The following is a 14,389-nucleotide window of genomic DNA, read 5'->3' on the forward strand; positions in this document are numbered from 1 at the left end:
GTCTCTGTCGGCACCTGATGTAACGTCTCGGGTCACTGGAGGAGCAAGGAGGAAATCATGCTCAGCATCGGCGATCTGAGTGCAGCCAGCGGCGTGAAGATCCCGACGATCCGCTGGTATGAAGAAACCGGACTTCTGCCCGAGCCTGAGCGGGGCGCAAACGGACGCCGCCGCTATGGCGCGCAGGTCATCGCGCGGCTGCGCTTTATCCGCCATGCGCGGGAGCTGGGCTTCGCGCCCGAGGCCATCCGACAGCTGCTCGCCCTGTCAGACCGCGCGGGGGAAAAGACCACCGACTGCGGCCCGGCCGATGCCCTGGCGAGAGCGCAGCTGGCAGACATCCGCAGCCGCATCGCGCGGCTGAAGGCGCTTGAGGCAGAATTAACCCTTATGTTGGAGGGTCGTCACGGCAGCGCCGGGGAATGCCGCGTGCTGGAGGTTCTCTCTGATCACGCGCTGTGCGAAAGCCATGAAAGCCGCCCCGACACCGATCTTCGCCACCCGATCTGAGCGGGCTTCTGTTACAGCCCGTCACGCCTTCGCGAAGGGGGATGGTTGCCGCCGCAACACCCCTTATATTGAGGATATGATGCGTATAGCCCCTCTTCTCGCCCCGATCGCCGCTCTGATGATGGCTCTGCCGGCCCAGGCCGAAAAGCTGCCTCTGTCTGAGCTGTCGCGCTATCTCAACAGCCTGACCACCGCCCAGGCGGAGTTCACGCAGGTGAATGCCGATGGCACCATTGCCACCGGCACCATCAAGATCTCGCGCCCCGGCAAGGTGCGCTTCGAATATGCGCCGCCGGATAAATCGCTGGTTCTGGCCGATGGTCAGCAGGTTGCGATCTTTGATCCGAAATCCAACCAGCCCCCTGAGGTCTATCCGCTCAACCGCACACCGCTGAGCGTGATTCTGGCTCCGAACGTCAACCTGGGCCAGGCGCGGATGGTTGTGGCGCATCGCGAAGACGGCGCGACGACCAAAGTTACGGCGCAGGATCCGCAGCACCCGGAATATGGGAAGATCGAAATGGTCTTCACCGCCAATCCGACTGAGCTGCGTCAGTGGGTGATCACCGATGACAGCGGCTCGCAGACCACGATGATCCTGGGCGAGCTGAACAAGGGCGTCCGCCTCTCCTCCCGCCAGTTCGACATCAATGAGGCGACTGAGCGGCGTGGCAACCCCAGCGGCGCGGCCAACCGCTGAGGCAGCCCGCCGGTGCGAAATGACACCGCCCCCTTACGCCGGGGGGGCGGTTTCTTTTTGCCCACTTGGTGCAGGACAGCAAAACGCCGCCCGCTGTGACAGGGGCGGCGTGCGGGATCTCTGCTCTGCTCAGCGGCAGTTCTGCAACTGAGTGCGGTAGCGTTCCGCCCGCGCCTCAACCCGGCCTGCGACGCTGAGAAGCCAGGGCTTGGCGTTATAGCTGCCACGGGCATAGCCGCTGCGCCCCTCATGATAGGCGAGATACTGGTTGCGCGCGTCATGTTTGGACAGGCCAAGCCGCTCCTGCGACTTGTGGAAATACCAGCCCATGAAATCGGTGGCATCATGGATACGGTCGCGCTTGGCACCGCGGCCGCCTTCTTCGCGCTGATATTCGCTCCAGGTGTCATCGAGCGCCTGGCTGTAGCCGTAGGCAGAGCTTTGCCGCCCCATGGGAATCACACCAAGCGTATAGCGGAAGGGAGTCCTCGCATTGCCCACAAAGCGCGATTCCTGGTGGATCACCGCCATCTGCACATGCAGCGGCACGCCCCAGCGACGCTCCGTCGCCTTCATGGCGCGGGCATATTTCGGCCGCTCCTGCATCAGCGCGCAGGCATTATCAAGATTTCTCGGCGCAGAGAAATTGCCGCCACCACAGGAAGCAAGCACCAGCAAAAGCGCCGCCAGTCCGGGAATTCTGCTCTTCATGATCTGCCTGTCATTTTTTTCCCATCATAGCCCAAAGGGGACGGCCTGAAAATCCTCTGCCGGTAAGAATGGCGTGTTTCAGAGGCCCCGCAGGCGGCAGGTGGCGGAAGCCTGCGCAACACTGCGTTTCGCATCCGGGATGCCGCTGTCCTGGACAAGCGCTCGGAGCGGGCGTAAAAGCAGGGAACGGAGGGTCTATCGATGCTGAAATCGCAGGCCAAATATCATCTTGGTCAGGTGGTGCGCCATCGCAAGCACCCCTTCCGCGGGGTCGTATTCGACGTGGACCCCAAATTCGCCAATACCGAGGAGTGGTATTCCGCCATCCCCGAAGAGGCCCGGCCCCGCCGCGATCAGCCCTTCTATCATCTGCTCGCAGAGAATGAGCAAAGCTATTACGTGGCCTATGTCTCAGAGCAGAACCTGATACCCGATGACACCGGCGAGCCGGTGGATCACCCGGATCTCGGCGATCTTTTTGGTGAATTTCAGGGCGGTCGCTACGATCTGCAGTTTCAGATGAACTGACCTGCGGCGCGGGCTCTTGCCGCGCCTGGCCGCTTTGGTCATCTTGGACCCATGACCCTGACTTCCCTTCTCAGCCAGTTCACCCCGGCCGATGCAGCAGCACTGGCCTTTCTTTTCATCGGCTGGACGGCGCTGGTGCGCTATATCGAGCATCCGCCGAAGCATAATCCGTCAGTGACCGTGCTGATGGCGCGGATCCGGCGCGACTGGATGAAGGCCATGGTCACCCGTTCGCCACGCATTGTGGATTCGAATGTGATCGACAGCCTGCGGCAGTCGACCTCTTTTTTTGCCTCAACCTCAATGATTGCGATTGGCGGGGGCGTGGCGCTTCTGGGGGATGCGGAGCGGCTGGCGGGCTTTGCCAATGATCTGACCCTGGAGACCAGCCGCTCGGTGATTGAGGCCAAGCTGGTGCTGGTGATTCTGCTGGTCGCCAATGCCTTCCTGAAATTCGTCTGGGCGAACCGGGTCTTTGGCTATTGCTCGATCATGATCGCCTCGGTGCCGAATGATCCGGACACCCCCGGGGCTTACCGGCGCGCGCTGCAGGCGGCTGAGATCAATATCACCGCGGCGCGGTCTTTCAACCGCGGCCTGCAGTCGGTCTATTTCGCCATTGCCGCCCTCGCCTGGCTCGCCGGGGCCGCGGCGCTGGTTCTGGCGGTGGTGGTGACGCTGGCCATGATGTGGCGGCGGGAATTTGCCTCAGCCTCGCGCCGCGCGATCTGGGTGGCGGTGCGCGAAGCGCCCCGCGAGAAAGAGGAAGCGGGGGCTGCCGCCCCCGCACCCCGGCTTTAAGGGGGCTCCCGCCCCCTTAAAAATCCCGTCTCACCCGTGGTGCGCGGCAACCGTTTTCAGGACCGAGAAGCCGTAAAGCGCTTCAAACCCCTTCTCGCGGCCATGGCCGGATTTGCCGATCCCGCCGAAGGGCAGTTCCACCCCGCCTGCCGCGCCATAGTTGTTCAGAAACACCTGACCCGCGCGCAGCCGTTTCGCCATCCGCATCTGACGGCCGCCGTTTTCTGACCAGACCCCGGCCACAAGGCCGAAGTCGGTGCCATTGGCGATTTTCACGGCCTCATCCTCATCGCTGAAGGGGATGACAACCTGCACTGGGCCGAAAATCTCTTCCTGGGCCAGGCGGTGATCGGGGTTCACCCGGGCCAGCAGGGTCGGGCGGACATAATGGCCGCCTTTCGGCGCATCATCGGCAATCACCCCCTGGCCTGCCAGGGTCAGGTCTTTGCCCAGGTCGAGCATGCCGTTGATCATGTTGCATTGTTTGCCGGAAATCACCGGACCGACATCAAGGTCCGCAAGCGCCGCGCCGACCCGAAGCTGAGCGTAACGGGCGGCCATTTTCTCCACCACCTCATCATAGCGCGCGCGGTGCACCAGAATGCGCGAGGAGGCCGAACAGGTCTGGCCCGCATTCTGGATCCCGGCATTTACGAGGAAGGGCAGCGCCTTCTCCAGATCGGCGTCTTCAAAGACCAGTTGCGGAGACTTGCCGCCAAGCTCCAGCGTGACGGGGATCACATTGCGCGCCGCCGCTGCCTGGATCAGCTGCCCCACAGGGACCGAGCCGGTGAAGGAGATATGGTGGATCCCGCGATGCCCCGAGAGCGCCGCCCCCGCCGCCTCGCCAAGCCCGGTGACGATGTTCAGCGCCCCCGCAGGAAGACCCGCCGCCATGGCGATACGACCAAAGGCCAGCGCCGTGAGGCTGGCCTCCTCAGCGGGTTTCAGCACCGCTGCATTGCCCATGGCCAGCGCCGCCCCCACCGAGCGGCCAAGGATCTGCATGGGGTAATTCCAGGGGATGATATGGCCGGTCACGCCATGCGGCTCGCGCAGGGTGTAGACGGTATAGCCGTCGAGAAAGGGGATCGTCTCGCCGTGGAATTTATCGCAGGCCCCGGCGTAAAACTCAAAATAACGCGCCATGGCGATGGCATCGGCGCGGGCCTGTTTCAGCGGCTTGCCGACATCGCGGGCCTCGATGAAGGCCAGTTCTTCGGTGTGCTCAAGAATTTTACGGCTGATCGCCATCAGCACGCGGCCGCGCTCAAAGGCGGGCATGCGGCCCCAGTCGCCCTGCAAGGCTGCCTCAGCCGCCGCCACGGCCTCATCGATCTCAGCCGCGCCCCCGGCGGCAATCTCAGACCAGATCTCACCGGTGGAGGGGTCTTCGACGCCGAGCACCTCAGCGGTGCGGCGCCAGGTGCCGCCGATCAGAATTTCGCGCGGCTCATACCAAAGCGTCATTTGAAACAGTCCAGTCAGACGGGATCACCGGCGTGGCGGCAATCAGTTGGCAGGTATAGGGGTGGCGCGGCGCGGAAAACACCGCCCCCGTCAGCCCCTGCTCGACAATTTCACCGGATTTCATCACCATAACCCGGTCGGTAATGGCACGCACCACATGCAGATCGTGGCTGATAAAGAGATAAGACAGCCCCAGCCGTCCCTGCAGATCGGCCAGCAGATCAAGGATCTGCGCCCGCACCCGCACATCAAGCGCAGAGACCGCCTCATCGAGAATGATCAGCTCAGGCCGCACGATCAGCGCGCGGGCAATGGCGATCCGCTGGCGCTGGCCGCCGGAGAATTCGTGGATGTATTTCTCAGCATCTCCGGGTTTCAGACCCACTTCCGTGAGCGCCGCTGCCACACGGTCGCGCTGCTCGGCCTGCGGGGCCGGGGCGAGGTGGAAAGGCTCTGCCACCAGGCGACCGACCTTGTGGCGCGGGTTAAAGCTGCCATAGGGGTCCTGGAAGACCACCTGCATCCGGGCGCGCTGCGCCGGGGTGACTGCCCCTGCGTGAATTTTCTCGCCGCAAAGGGTGATGCTGCCGCCCTGGATCGGCTCCAGCCCCAGAATGGCGCGGGTGAGGGTGGATTTCCCGCAACCCGATTCCCCGACCAGCCCCAGGCTTTCGCCCCGATGCAGGGTGAAGCTGACGCCCTTTACCGCCTCAAGGCGCGGCGGCGGACCGAAGAACGACGCCCGCGGCAGGGCATAGCTGCGCCGCACACCCTCAACGCTCAGCAAAGGCTCTGTTCCGGCGGTGGCGGCGCGGTCGGGCTGATGGGCTGAGGCCGCAAAAAGACGGCGGGTGTACTCATGGGTGCGGGTGCGAAACAGCGCCTCGGTCGGCCCCTGCTCAACAATCCGGCCCTGCTGCATGACGGCCACTTCATCGGCCACGCCCGCCACCACCGCGAGATCATGGGTGATGAGCAAAAGCCCCATGCCCTCTTCGGCGACGAGCTCTTTCAGAAGATCGAGGATCTGCGCCTGGGTGGTCACATCCAGCGCCGTGGTCGGCTCATCTGCGATCAGCAGTTTCGGGCGCAGCGCGATGGCCATGGCAATGCAGACGCGCTGGCGCTGCCCGCCCGAGAGTTCATGCGGAAAGCGGGTCAGCGGAAAGCGATCTTCCGTCAGCCCCACACGGTTCAGCTTTTCCCGCGCTACTTTCAGCGCATCCGCCCGGCTGGCCGCGCCATGGATCACCAGGGTCTCAGCCACCTGATCGCCGATGCTTTGCACCGGGTTCAGCGCGGTCATCGGCTCCTGGAAGATCATGCCGATCTCGCGCCCGCGCACATGGCACATCTGCGCTTCTGTCAGGGACAAAAGGTCATGGCCCTGCAGCTTCGCCGCGCCTGAGACCTTTGCCCCCTCCGGCAAAAGCCCCATGACGGAAAAGGACGTCAGCGATTTGCCCGAGCCGCTTTCCCCCACCAGGCCAAAGACCTGACCCGCCTTCATGGTGAAGGAGACATCCTCAAGGATCTGCGTCCCGTGGATCGAGAGCGAGAGATTTTCAACCGACAAAAGGCTCATCTTGCGCGCCTCAACCGCGGGTCGAGAAGATCACGCAGCCCGTCCCCCATCAGGTTCAGCCCCAGCACCGTCAGCACAATGGCCAGACCCGGCAGCACCGCCAGATGCGGGGCCATGGAAATCATCGTCTGGCTTTCCGCCAGCATCCGCCCCCAGGAGGGGATCGGCGGCTGCGCACCAAGACCCACATAAGAGAGGCCCGCCTCTGCGAGGATCCCCAGCGAAAACTGAATGGTGCCCTGCACGATCAGCAGATTGGCGATATTGGGCAGGATATGCTCGGCCGAGATGCGGGCCTGGCCCTTCCCCGCCACCTCTGCCGCACGGATGTAATCCAGCGTCCAGAGCGACAAGGCCCCCCCGCGCGTCACCCGCGCAAAGACCGGAATGTTGAAAATCCCGATGGCGATGATGGCATTGGTGGCTGAGGGGCCAAAGACGGCGGTGATCAGAATGGCGATGACCAGCGAGGGGAAGGCAAAGACCAGATCATTGCCGCGCATAACCAGCTCATCCACCAGCCCGCCGCGCCGCGCTGCCGCCAGAAGGCCCAGCGGCACGCCAAAGGCGATGCCGATGCCCACCGCCAGGATCGCCACCGCAATCGAGGTGCGTGCCCCCACCATCAGCATCGACAGGATATCGCGGCCAAAGTGATCGGTGCCTAAGGGAAACCCCGGCGTGCCCACCGGCTTCATCTTATTGGCGATCGCCAGCTGCTCAACCGGCACCGGCACCCAAACCAGCGAGATCAGCGCCGCCAGTGCGAAGACCCCGGCCAGCACCGCGCCAAGGATCAGGGTCCAGCGGCCCTTCATGCGCGCCTCCGCAGTCGGGGGTCGACCAGGGCATAGGCCAGATCGACCAGAAAGTTCACCAGGATCACCGCGCCCACCAGGATCATCACCACCGATTTCACCACGATCAGATCACGCTGCGTGATACCCTGGAAAATCAGCCGGCCCAGTCCGGGCAGGAAAAAGACATTCTCAATGATGATCGCACCCGCCAGCAGAAAGCTGAACTGCAGCCCCAGGATGGTCAGCACCGGGATCAGCGCATTGCGAAAGGCATGGCGCAGCACGGCCTGGGTGCGGTTCAGCCCCTTGGCACGCGCAGTGCGCACATAGTCCTGGGTCAGCGTCTCCAGCACCGAAGAGCGCATCACCCGCGCAAGGATCGACGCCTGAGGCAGCGCCAGCGCCACCGCCGGAAGGGTAAGGGCTTTGACATTGACCCAGATCCCCTTCTCCCAACCCGGAAAACCACCCGAGGGCAGCCAGCGCAGATTGACCGCGAAGATCAGCACAAGGATCATCGCGAACCAGAAATTCGGCACCGCCACGCCCAGCTGCGTCGTGCCCATCACCGCCAGATCCGTGGCCTTCCCCTGACGCGCTGCGGCCAGCAGGCCCACCGGCAGCGCGATGGCGGTCGAGAGCACCAGCGCATAAAGCGTCAGCGGTACTGAGACCTCCATCCGGGCGGAGATCAGCTCTGCAACCGGGGTGCGGTAGGTATAAGAGGTGCCAAAATCGCCCTGCAGCATGCCGGTGACCCATCCGAGATAACGCGACAGCAGAGAGCCGTTCAGCCCAAGCTGCTCGCGCAGCGCCTCAAGCGTGTCGGGGGCGGCATTCATCCCCAGCATGAAACTGGCTGCATCGCCGGGAATGATCTCGAGCACGGCAAAAATCACGAGACTCGCCACAACGAGGCTCAGGATCAGTGAGACAAGCCGCGAAGCCGCATAGCGTAGCATGAATTCCCCTTCGTTGCGGCTGAGGCTAGCGAGACAGAGATTGCGGGTCCAGCAGAATGCGCATGGCTTTGCCGATGAAAACGCCGCTGGCACAACGCGGAAAATTCCGTCTTGCTCTGTGCTGCGGGGGCGTTATTGCGAAGGGGATCAACAGGAGATGCCCGATGCCCCCGCTTTCACGCCGTATGCTGCTTGCCGGTCTGCTGACCACTGGCCTGACCGCCTGCGCGGGGCGTAAGGCAGACGAGGGGCGCGATTACGGCATCGGCCCGAACCCCGAACTGAACCGGCTGATCCATCACTATGCCGATCATTATGAGGTGCCCCGCGCCCTGGTGCACCGCGTGGTTCAGCGCGAAAGCAAATACAACCCCCGCGCCCGCAATGGCAGCTATTACGGGCTGATGCAGATCATGCCGCAGACCGCCCGCACCATGGGCTATCGCGGCAGCCCGGAGGGGCTTCTGGATGCGGAAACCAACCTGAAATATGCGGTGAAATATCTGCGCGGGGCCTGGATGGTCGCGGATGGCAGCCATGACCGCGCGGTCTCCTGGTATGCACGGGGCTACTATTATGAGGCCAAACGCCGGGGCCTGCTGCGCGAGACCGGTTTGCGGAGCTGAGCCGGCAGCCCTTGCAGAGCCGGGCTGCGGCCGTTCCGGTTTCGGAAACACTTTCGCCTTAATCTGACTCTACTCTGCAACAAATCTCCGTGGCAGTCTGAGCGCAGCCCGAGTGCCCGATCGCTTCGTGGCCCTGTGACCTGTGATCAGTGAAGCCGGAGAGATGTAATGAACCGCCGCCCCGCCCTCCGCCGCATGGCAAAGCTCATTGCATTTTTTCTGTTCGAAATCATCATTGTGGCGGTTCTCTGGCAGGGGCTTGCCAATTTTGAATGCCAGCTGACCGGCGCTCAGGGCTTTTGCTTTTTCCTGCGCAGCCTGCCTGCAAGGGCGCTGGCGCTGCTGGCGGTCTGGGGGGTGATTCTGCTCGCCCGGCCCGGCATCCTGACGCGCTATTTCGAATTTGCCTCAGATCCGCCCGACCGCCGGGCCAAATGGATGCATTTCGCCGGGGTAGCGCTGCTGCTGCTGCCTCTTTTCATCGGCCTGGGGCAGGATCTCTCGCCCTGGTTCCGCGCCCTGGCGGCCGTCTGGCTGACGGGGGCTTTGCTGGCCAGTCTGGGTGGCCTGCGCTGGATTGCCCCCGCCCGGGCCTGGAGCGCGGCGCTGCGCCCGGTCCTGCCCGCGCTGGTGCTGATCAGCATTCCGGCCTTTTTTGCCCCTGAGATCACCCAGGTCTTTCAAAAGCTCTGGACCGGGGATGCCACGCTGACGCTGGTGACCTTTTATCTGGTCAGCGGGCTTTTGCAGATCGTGAACGGCACGGTGCTCAGCGATCCCTCGTCTCTGGTGATCGGCGCGGGAGAGTTCTTCGTCCGCATCGCGCCCGAATGCTCCGGGGTTGAGGGGCTGGCCCTGGTGGGGGGCTTTCTTCTGCTTTATGCCGCGCTCTTTCGTCATCAGATCCGGCCGCTGCCCTATTGGCTGATCGTGGTGCCGCTGGCACTTCTGGCCAGCTTTGTGCTGAATATTCTGCGGATCGCGGGTCTGGTGCTGATCGGGATCAACGGCAATCCGCATCTCGCGGTGGAGGGGTTTCACTCCTATGCGGGCTGGCTGTTTTTCACCCTGCTGGCGCTTTTGCTGATCTGGGCCGCGCAATCGCTGCCCTGGCTGCGCAAAAACCCCCTCCCGCGAGAGCGGGGCGAGGGGATGCGCAGCGACTGGCTGGCCGCGCGGATGCTGCCCTTCATCGCCTTTATGGTCATCTCAGCCCTGGTCATGGCGGCCTTTCCGCATCCGGAACTGGGATATCCGCTGAAAGCCCTGGTCATGGCGGGGGCTTTGCTCTTCTTCCTGCCCGCGCTGCGCCGGCATGACTGGCACCCCGCGCTGCTGCCCATCTTTGCGGGTCTGGTGGTGGGGCTCGGCTGGTGGCTGGGCAACACCCGCGATGAGGCCGCCGGAGAGACACTTCTGGCGCAGCTGACCCTGCTGCCGGCACCGATCCTCGGGCTTTGGGTTTTGTGCCGCGCCGCCGGGACCACGCTGCTCGTGCCGGTGATCGAAGAGCTGTTCTTCCGCGGCTATCTGCAAAGCCGTCTGAGCCTGCCAGGGCCTGCGGGGGCAGTCATCGGACTGATGGCGACCTCGCTTCTCTTCGGGCTGCTGCACGGAAGGATTCTGGCGGGCTTTCTGTCGGGCCTGGTTTTCGGCGCGCTGATGCTCTGGCGCGGACGGATTGCCGATCCGGTCTGGGCGCATATCGCCGCGAACGGGCTGATCGCCGTGATCGCGCTGATCACCCGCGATGTCGGGCTGATCTGACGAAAAAACCGCAGCCCGGCGGGCTGCGGTTCTGATCTTCAGGGAAAATCCGCTCAGGCGCGGCGGCGCGAGCGTTCCCAGGCAAAAGCCAGCGCTGCGAGAACCGCGGCAACGGCCAGTGCCGAGCTGGTGACATCAATTTCCGGCACGGTGGTCGCCGGCGGATGGTTCCCGTTGCCGAAGATCCATCCCCAGTTCCAGCTCCAGCTCCAGGTTTGAGCCATCGCCGGAACTGCGGTGGCCAGCAAAACGCCGGCCGCAGTCAGACTTTTCACGAAAGGCATCTTAAATACTCCACAAAGGCGTAATCACATCCGCCGTAAACGCTACGCGCCCGCCCGGGCTTAAAATCAAGAGATTTTACTGCCCCCCGGGGAATACCACACCCTCAACCGGACCTCTGATGCGGCGGCTGATGTAATCACGCGGATGCGTGGTTAATCCCTTCCAAATAAGAAACAATCAGATCAGCCCTGGGTTGCGTTAACCACCCCTCTCCGCAACTAAAAAAGCGCAGCGAATCACTCGCTGCGCCTTGTTTTGCTGGTGATCGGGGCCGCTCAGTGTTCCGGCAGCAGGATCTCGCGCTTGCCCACGTGGTTGGCAGAAGAGACGACGCCATTGTCTTCCATCTGCTCCACAAGGCGGGCGGCTTTCTGATAGCCGATGCCCAGTTTGCGCTGAATGTAAGAGGTCGAGCACTTGCGATCGCGGGCCACGATGGCCACGGCCTGATCGTAAAGCGCATCCTCTGAGTTCTCGCCACCGCCCAGACCAAGAATCTGGTCGATGTCATCGGCCTTCTCGTCGTCGGGGCCATCCACCACGCCCGACATATAGGTCGGCGGGCCGAAGCTCTTGAGATGGTTGACGATCTCTTCAACCTCTTCATCCGAGACGAAGGGACCGTGGATCCGGCTGATGCGGCCGCCACCGGCCATGTAAAGCATATCCCCCATGCCCAGAAGCTGCTCAGCGCCCATCTCACCCAGGATGGTCCGCGAGTCGATCTTCGATGTAACCTGGAAGGAAATCCGGGTCGGGAAGTTCGCCTTGATCGTCCCGGTGATGACGTCCACCGAAGGACGCTGCGTCGCCATGATGAGGTGGATCCCCGAGGCCCGCGCCATCTGCGCCAGGCGCTGGATGCAGGCTTCGATCTCTTTGCCCGCCACCATCATCAGGTCGGCCATCTCATCCACGATGACGACGATGTAGGGGAAGGGCTGCGGGGCAAATTCATCGGTCTCAAAGACCGGATCGCCCGTCTCATCATCAAAGCCGGTCTGGATCGTGCGCTTGAACATCTCGCCCTTGGCCAGCGCCTCACGGACGCGGCCATTATAGCCTTCGATGTTGCGCACGCCCATTTTGGACATTTTGCGGTAGCGCTCTTCCATCTCGCCCACGACCCATTTCAGGGCGACGACCGCCTTTTTCGGGTCGGTCACCACGGGAGAGAGCAGATGCGGGATGCCGTCATAGACCGACAGTTCCAGCATCTTGGGGTCGATCATGATGAGGCGGCATTCTTCCGGCGTCAGCTTATAAAGCAGCGACAGGATCATGGTGTTGATCGCCACCGATTTACCCGAGCCCGTGGTCCCTGCGATCAGCAGGTGGGGCATCTTGGCAAGGTTGGCGATGATCGGCTCACCACCGATGTCTTTGCCGAGCGCCAGCGGCAGGCGCATATTGCTGTCGCCAAAATCACGCGCGGTCAGGATCTCGCGCAGCACGACCTTTTCACGGTGCACATTCGGCAGTTCGATCCCGATCACGGAGCGGCCCGGAACCGTCGAAACACGGGCCGAGAGCGCCGACATGGACCGTGCGATGTCATCCGACAGGCCGATCACGCGGCTGGCTTTCAGACCCGGCGCGGGCTCCAGCTCATACATGGTGACCACGGGGCCGGGGCGGACCGAGACGATCTCGCCTTTGACGCCATAGTCCTCCAGCACCGATTCCAGCATGCGGGCATTGTCTTCCAACTGCTCATCAGAGAGGTGATGACGCTCAATGCTGGCCGGATTGGTCAGAAGCGACAGCGGCGGGGCCTCATAGGCAGCCGTCACGCGATCCTCAAAGGTGACCGGCGCGCGCATCGGCGGAGCGGCAGGCGCTGCGGCGACGGGGCGGGGGGCTGCGACCGGGGCGGCGGGCGCCGCTGCGGTCGGGCGGCGCAGAACCGGGGCCGCAGGCGCGGCACCGCGACGGATGTCGGGGGCGACCATGGGCGCGGCCTGAACGGCTGCGGGCGCGCGCAGCGCAGGGGCGGAAGCGGCTTCCCAGGCAGCGTCTTCATCCGCCTCTTCGTCATAGTCAAAATCATCTGCCGGCCCGGCGGCGCTGAGAACCGGCTCACGGCGCAGATCAATGCGGCGGCCCGGAGCGGCCGTCATCGGCGGCTCTTCGCTGCGCGCGATCACCGGGGCGCGCAGATCTTCGTCCTCAAATTCACTGCCGTCTCCGTCATAGCCGGTCCAGGACAGATCTTCCCCCGCCTCAATCACGGCATCATAGCTGCCGGTCTCATCAGGGGCTTCCAGCTCAAAGGCGTCTTCATACTGTGGGGCGCGCTGGGCCGCTGCCATGGGCTGAGCCGGTTGGGCAGCATAAGAAGGTGCAGGCGCGGGACCAGGGCTGACCGCAAGGCGCATCGGCGCTTCGGGCACCATGGCCGCAGCCGTCTGAGCCGCAGCCGCGCTGCCCGCGACAGCCGCAGCCGCGCCGGCAACCGCATCGCGGGCCGAGATCTGCCGCGCCTGGGCCGCAGCCACCGCGCGCGAGACCGCCGGATGAACCGGCACATCGCCCCGTCCGCGCTGAACCGGCGGCTCAATCCGGCCGCCGGGGGCGACTGCGGGCGCTGCTGCCGCACGGGATTTGGCGCGGATGGCGTCATTGATGCGCTCACGGATCCGGTCTGGTGTCGGCGCCTCAACCGCGCTGGCATGCGCGGCGGGTTCTACCAGCTCCGGCTCGGGCGCGCGACGGATCAGGCCCTCAACCCGGGCCCGCAGCGAGCGCACGGCCTCCCCTGCCCCGCTCTGGGGCGCGTGTTGGGGGGCGTAGCCCGCGGGTGCACGGCTTTCCATGCGCGGCTCAGCGGTCAGACGTGGCGCCGCGCCACGCAGACGCGGCGCAGGGGCGACGGGGATGTCAAAATCCTCATCATCCACCACTGCATCACGCTGCGCACGGCGGGCGGCGTATTTCTCACGCATGCGGCCACCCAGATCGGTGGCACCCGAGGCGGCCCGCAGGCCGAGCTTTTGCAAAGCGCTCAGCAGCCAGCCATAGGCCACAATGCTGCCAAACATCAGGAACCGCCCGATGCTGCGCAGCTCTGCCCGGTCAAAGCCCAGCGAGAAAAGCCCGGTGGCGATCATCGCCCCGGCCAGCAGAACGGCGGCAATTTTCAGCGCCACGCCCGCACTCAGCGGAGCAACCCCGATCAGCGCGCCAAGGATGGTGTCACCGAAAAGCCCGCCCAGGCCAAAGCTGTGCACCCAGGTCCCGCCCGGCACATGGGTCGCCGCATAGGCGGAGGCCGCAATCACGAAAGTCCAGCCAAAGAACGCCCGGCCGAGCGCCCGGTCCGAGCCGCGGTGCAGGATGAAGCGCACGCCCCAGCCCGCCACCAGCAAGGGCAAAGTCCAGGCGGCCTTACCGATGATAATCACCAGCGTCGAGGAAATCGCCGCCCCAAGCCGGCCAAAGAAATTCTGCGCCGGTTCATCCGTGGCGACCATCCAGCCGGGATCATCGGGCGAATACGTGCTCAGCATCAGCCCCAGGCCAAGGCCCGTAACAATCAGCAGAAGGCCCAGCAGCTCCCGGCCGCGCCGCTCCACCATCGCCTGGGTGTTGCGATCCAGAAGCGGATCGCGCTGCCTTGCGTTGTAACTCGCCATGCGGTCAAC

General features: G+C 64.0%; 13 protein-coding genes. 6 read left to right on the forward strand and 7 right to left on the reverse strand.

The features are described 5' to 3' along the window. The first annotated feature begins 57 nt into the window (after positions 1–57). Entirely contained in the window at positions 58–510 is a 453-nt protein-coding gene (locus EP867_RS11810) for a MerR family transcriptional regulator (protein WP_128489446.1), read from the forward strand. A gap of 76 nt (positions 511–586) precedes the next feature. Then, positions 587–1,210 carry a LolA family protein gene (locus EP867_RS11815; RefSeq protein WP_380049749.1) on the forward strand — a complete coding sequence of 208 codons (624 nt, stop codon included), beginning with the start codon at positions 587–589 and terminating at the stop codon, positions 1,208–1,210. A gap of 129 nt (positions 1,211–1,339) precedes the next feature. Here the strand turns inward: EP867_RS11815 and EP867_RS11820 are convergent, their stop codons facing one another. Beyond that, positions 1,340–1,921 carry a transglycosylase SLT domain-containing protein gene (locus EP867_RS11820; RefSeq protein ID WP_128489451.1) on the reverse strand — a complete coding sequence of 194 codons (582 nt, stop codon included), beginning with the start codon at positions 1,919–1,921 and terminating at the stop codon, positions 1,340–1,342. Positions 1,922–2,122: 201 nt separating this feature from the next. Here EP867_RS11820 and hspQ point away from each other — a divergent pair, with 201 nt between their 5' ends. Both hspQ and EP867_RS11830 read left to right on the forward strand, forming a co-directional pair. Further along, positions 2,123–2,449, forward strand: a complete 327-nt coding sequence (gene hspQ, locus EP867_RS11825) for a heat shock protein HspQ (RefSeq protein WP_128489454.1) — start codon at positions 2,123–2,125, stop codon at positions 2,447–2,449. Positions 2,450–2,500: 51 nt separating this feature from the next. Next, positions 2,501–3,250: a DUF599 domain-containing protein gene (locus EP867_RS11830; protein WP_128489456.1), complete on the forward strand. Its 750-nt coding sequence runs from the start codon at positions 2,501–2,503 to the stop codon at positions 3,248–3,250. A 30-nt stretch (positions 3,251–3,280) separates the two neighbouring features. On the opposite strand, the gene EP867_RS11835 is transcribed toward EP867_RS11830, so the two are convergent. Genes EP867_RS11835 through EP867_RS11850 form a run of 4 tightly spaced genes read right to left on the reverse strand, consistent with a single transcriptional unit; the run spans position 3,281 to position 8,067 of the window. Further along, positions 3,281–4,720: an aldehyde dehydrogenase family protein gene (locus tag EP867_RS11835; RefSeq protein WP_128489458.1), complete on the reverse strand. Its 1,440-nt coding sequence runs from the start codon at positions 4,718–4,720 to the stop codon at positions 3,281–3,283. Beyond that, entirely contained in the window at positions 4,704–6,305 is a 1,602-nt protein-coding gene (locus tag EP867_RS11840; RefSeq protein ID WP_128489460.1) for an ABC transporter ATP-binding protein, read from the reverse strand. The genes EP867_RS11835 and EP867_RS11840 overlap by 17 nt, the downstream gene beginning before the upstream one ends. After that, positions 6,302–7,123 carry an ABC transporter permease gene (locus EP867_RS11845; RefSeq protein ID WP_128489462.1) on the reverse strand — a complete coding sequence of 274 codons (822 nt, stop codon included), beginning with the start codon at positions 7,121–7,123 and terminating at the stop codon, positions 6,302–6,304. The genes EP867_RS11840 and EP867_RS11845 overlap by 4 nt, the downstream gene beginning before the upstream one ends. Beyond that, complete coding sequence (locus EP867_RS11850; RefSeq protein WP_128489464.1) at positions 7,120–8,067, reverse strand: ABC transporter permease; 948 nt, start codon at positions 8,065–8,067, stop codon at positions 7,120–7,122. Before EP867_RS11850 ends, EP867_RS11845 begins: the two co-directional genes overlap by 4 nt. A 164-nt stretch (positions 8,068–8,231) precedes the next feature. Here EP867_RS11850 and EP867_RS11855 point away from each other — a divergent pair, with 164 nt between their 5' ends. Beyond that, on the forward strand, positions 8,232–8,693 hold the full coding sequence (locus EP867_RS11855) for a lytic transglycosylase domain-containing protein (RefSeq protein WP_164888845.1): 462 nt from the start codon (positions 8,232–8,234) through the stop codon (positions 8,691–8,693). Between the two features lie 168 nt (positions 8,694–8,861). Further along, positions 8,862–10,460 carry an exosortase E/protease, VPEID-CTERM system gene (gene xrtE / locus EP867_RS11860; RefSeq protein WP_128489466.1) on the forward strand — a complete coding sequence of 533 codons (1,599 nt, stop codon included), beginning with the start codon at positions 8,862–8,864 and terminating at the stop codon, positions 10,458–10,460. Between the two features lie 53 nt (positions 10,461–10,513). On the opposite strand, the gene EP867_RS11865 is transcribed toward xrtE, so the two are convergent. After that, a complete protein-coding gene (locus EP867_RS11865; RefSeq protein ID WP_128489469.1) occupies positions 10,514–10,744 on the reverse strand; it encodes a VPEID-CTERM sorting domain-containing protein in 231 nt (76 codons plus the stop codon). A 276-nt stretch (positions 10,745–11,020) separates the two neighbouring features. Then, complete coding sequence (locus EP867_RS11870; RefSeq protein WP_128489471.1) at positions 11,021–14,380, reverse strand: DNA translocase FtsK; 3,360 nt, start codon at positions 14,378–14,380, stop codon at positions 11,021–11,023. Positions 14,381–14,389: the final 9 nt, after the last annotated feature.

The organism is Falsigemmobacter intermedius (assembly GCF_004054105.1).
In the GTDB taxonomy this organism is placed as follows: domain Bacteria; phylum Pseudomonadota; class Alphaproteobacteria; order Rhodobacterales; family Rhodobacteraceae; genus Wagnerdoeblera; species Wagnerdoeblera intermedia.

Coding starts and splice junctions, on each gene's coding strand:
- EP867_RS11810 (WP_128489446.1), top strand. CDS start 58: ATGCTCAGCATCGGCGATCTGAGTGCAGCCAGCGGCGTGAAGATCCCG.
- EP867_RS11815 (WP_380049749.1), top strand. CDS start 587: ATGATGCGTATAGCCCCTCTTCTCGCCCCGATCGCCGCTCTGATGATG.
- EP867_RS11820 (WP_128489451.1), bottom strand. CDS start 1,921: ATGAAGAGCAGAATTCCCGGACTGGCGGCGCTTTTGCTGGTGCTTGCT.
- hspQ (WP_128489454.1), top strand. CDS start 2,123: ATGCTGAAATCGCAGGCCAAATATCATCTTGGTCAGGTGGTGCGCCAT.
- EP867_RS11830 (WP_128489456.1), top strand. CDS start 2,501: ATGACCCTGACTTCCCTTCTCAGCCAGTTCACCCCGGCCGATGCAGCA.
- EP867_RS11835 (WP_128489458.1), bottom strand. CDS start 4,720: ATGACGCTTTGGTATGAGCCGCGCGAAATTCTGATCGGCGGCACCTGG.
- EP867_RS11840 (WP_128489460.1), bottom strand. CDS start 6,305: ATGAGCCTTTTGTCGGTTGAAAATCTCTCGCTCTCGATCCACGGGACG.
- EP867_RS11845 (WP_128489462.1), bottom strand. CDS start 7,123: ATGAAGGGCCGCTGGACCCTGATCCTTGGCGCGGTGCTGGCCGGGGTC.
- EP867_RS11850 (WP_128489464.1), bottom strand. CDS start 8,067: ATGCTACGCTATGCGGCTTCGCGGCTTGTCTCACTGATCCTGAGCCTC.
- EP867_RS11855 (WP_164888845.1), top strand. CDS start 8,232: ATGCCCCCGCTTTCACGCCGTATGCTGCTTGCCGGTCTGCTGACCACT.
- xrtE (WP_128489466.1), top strand. CDS start 8,862: ATGAACCGCCGCCCCGCCCTCCGCCGCATGGCAAAGCTCATTGCATTT.
- EP867_RS11865 (WP_128489469.1), bottom strand. CDS start 10,744: ATGCCTTTCGTGAAAAGTCTGACTGCGGCCGGCGTTTTGCTGGCCACC.
- EP867_RS11870 (WP_128489471.1), bottom strand. CDS start 14,380: ATGGCGAGTTACAACGCAAGGCAGCGCGATCCGCTTCTGGATCGCAAC.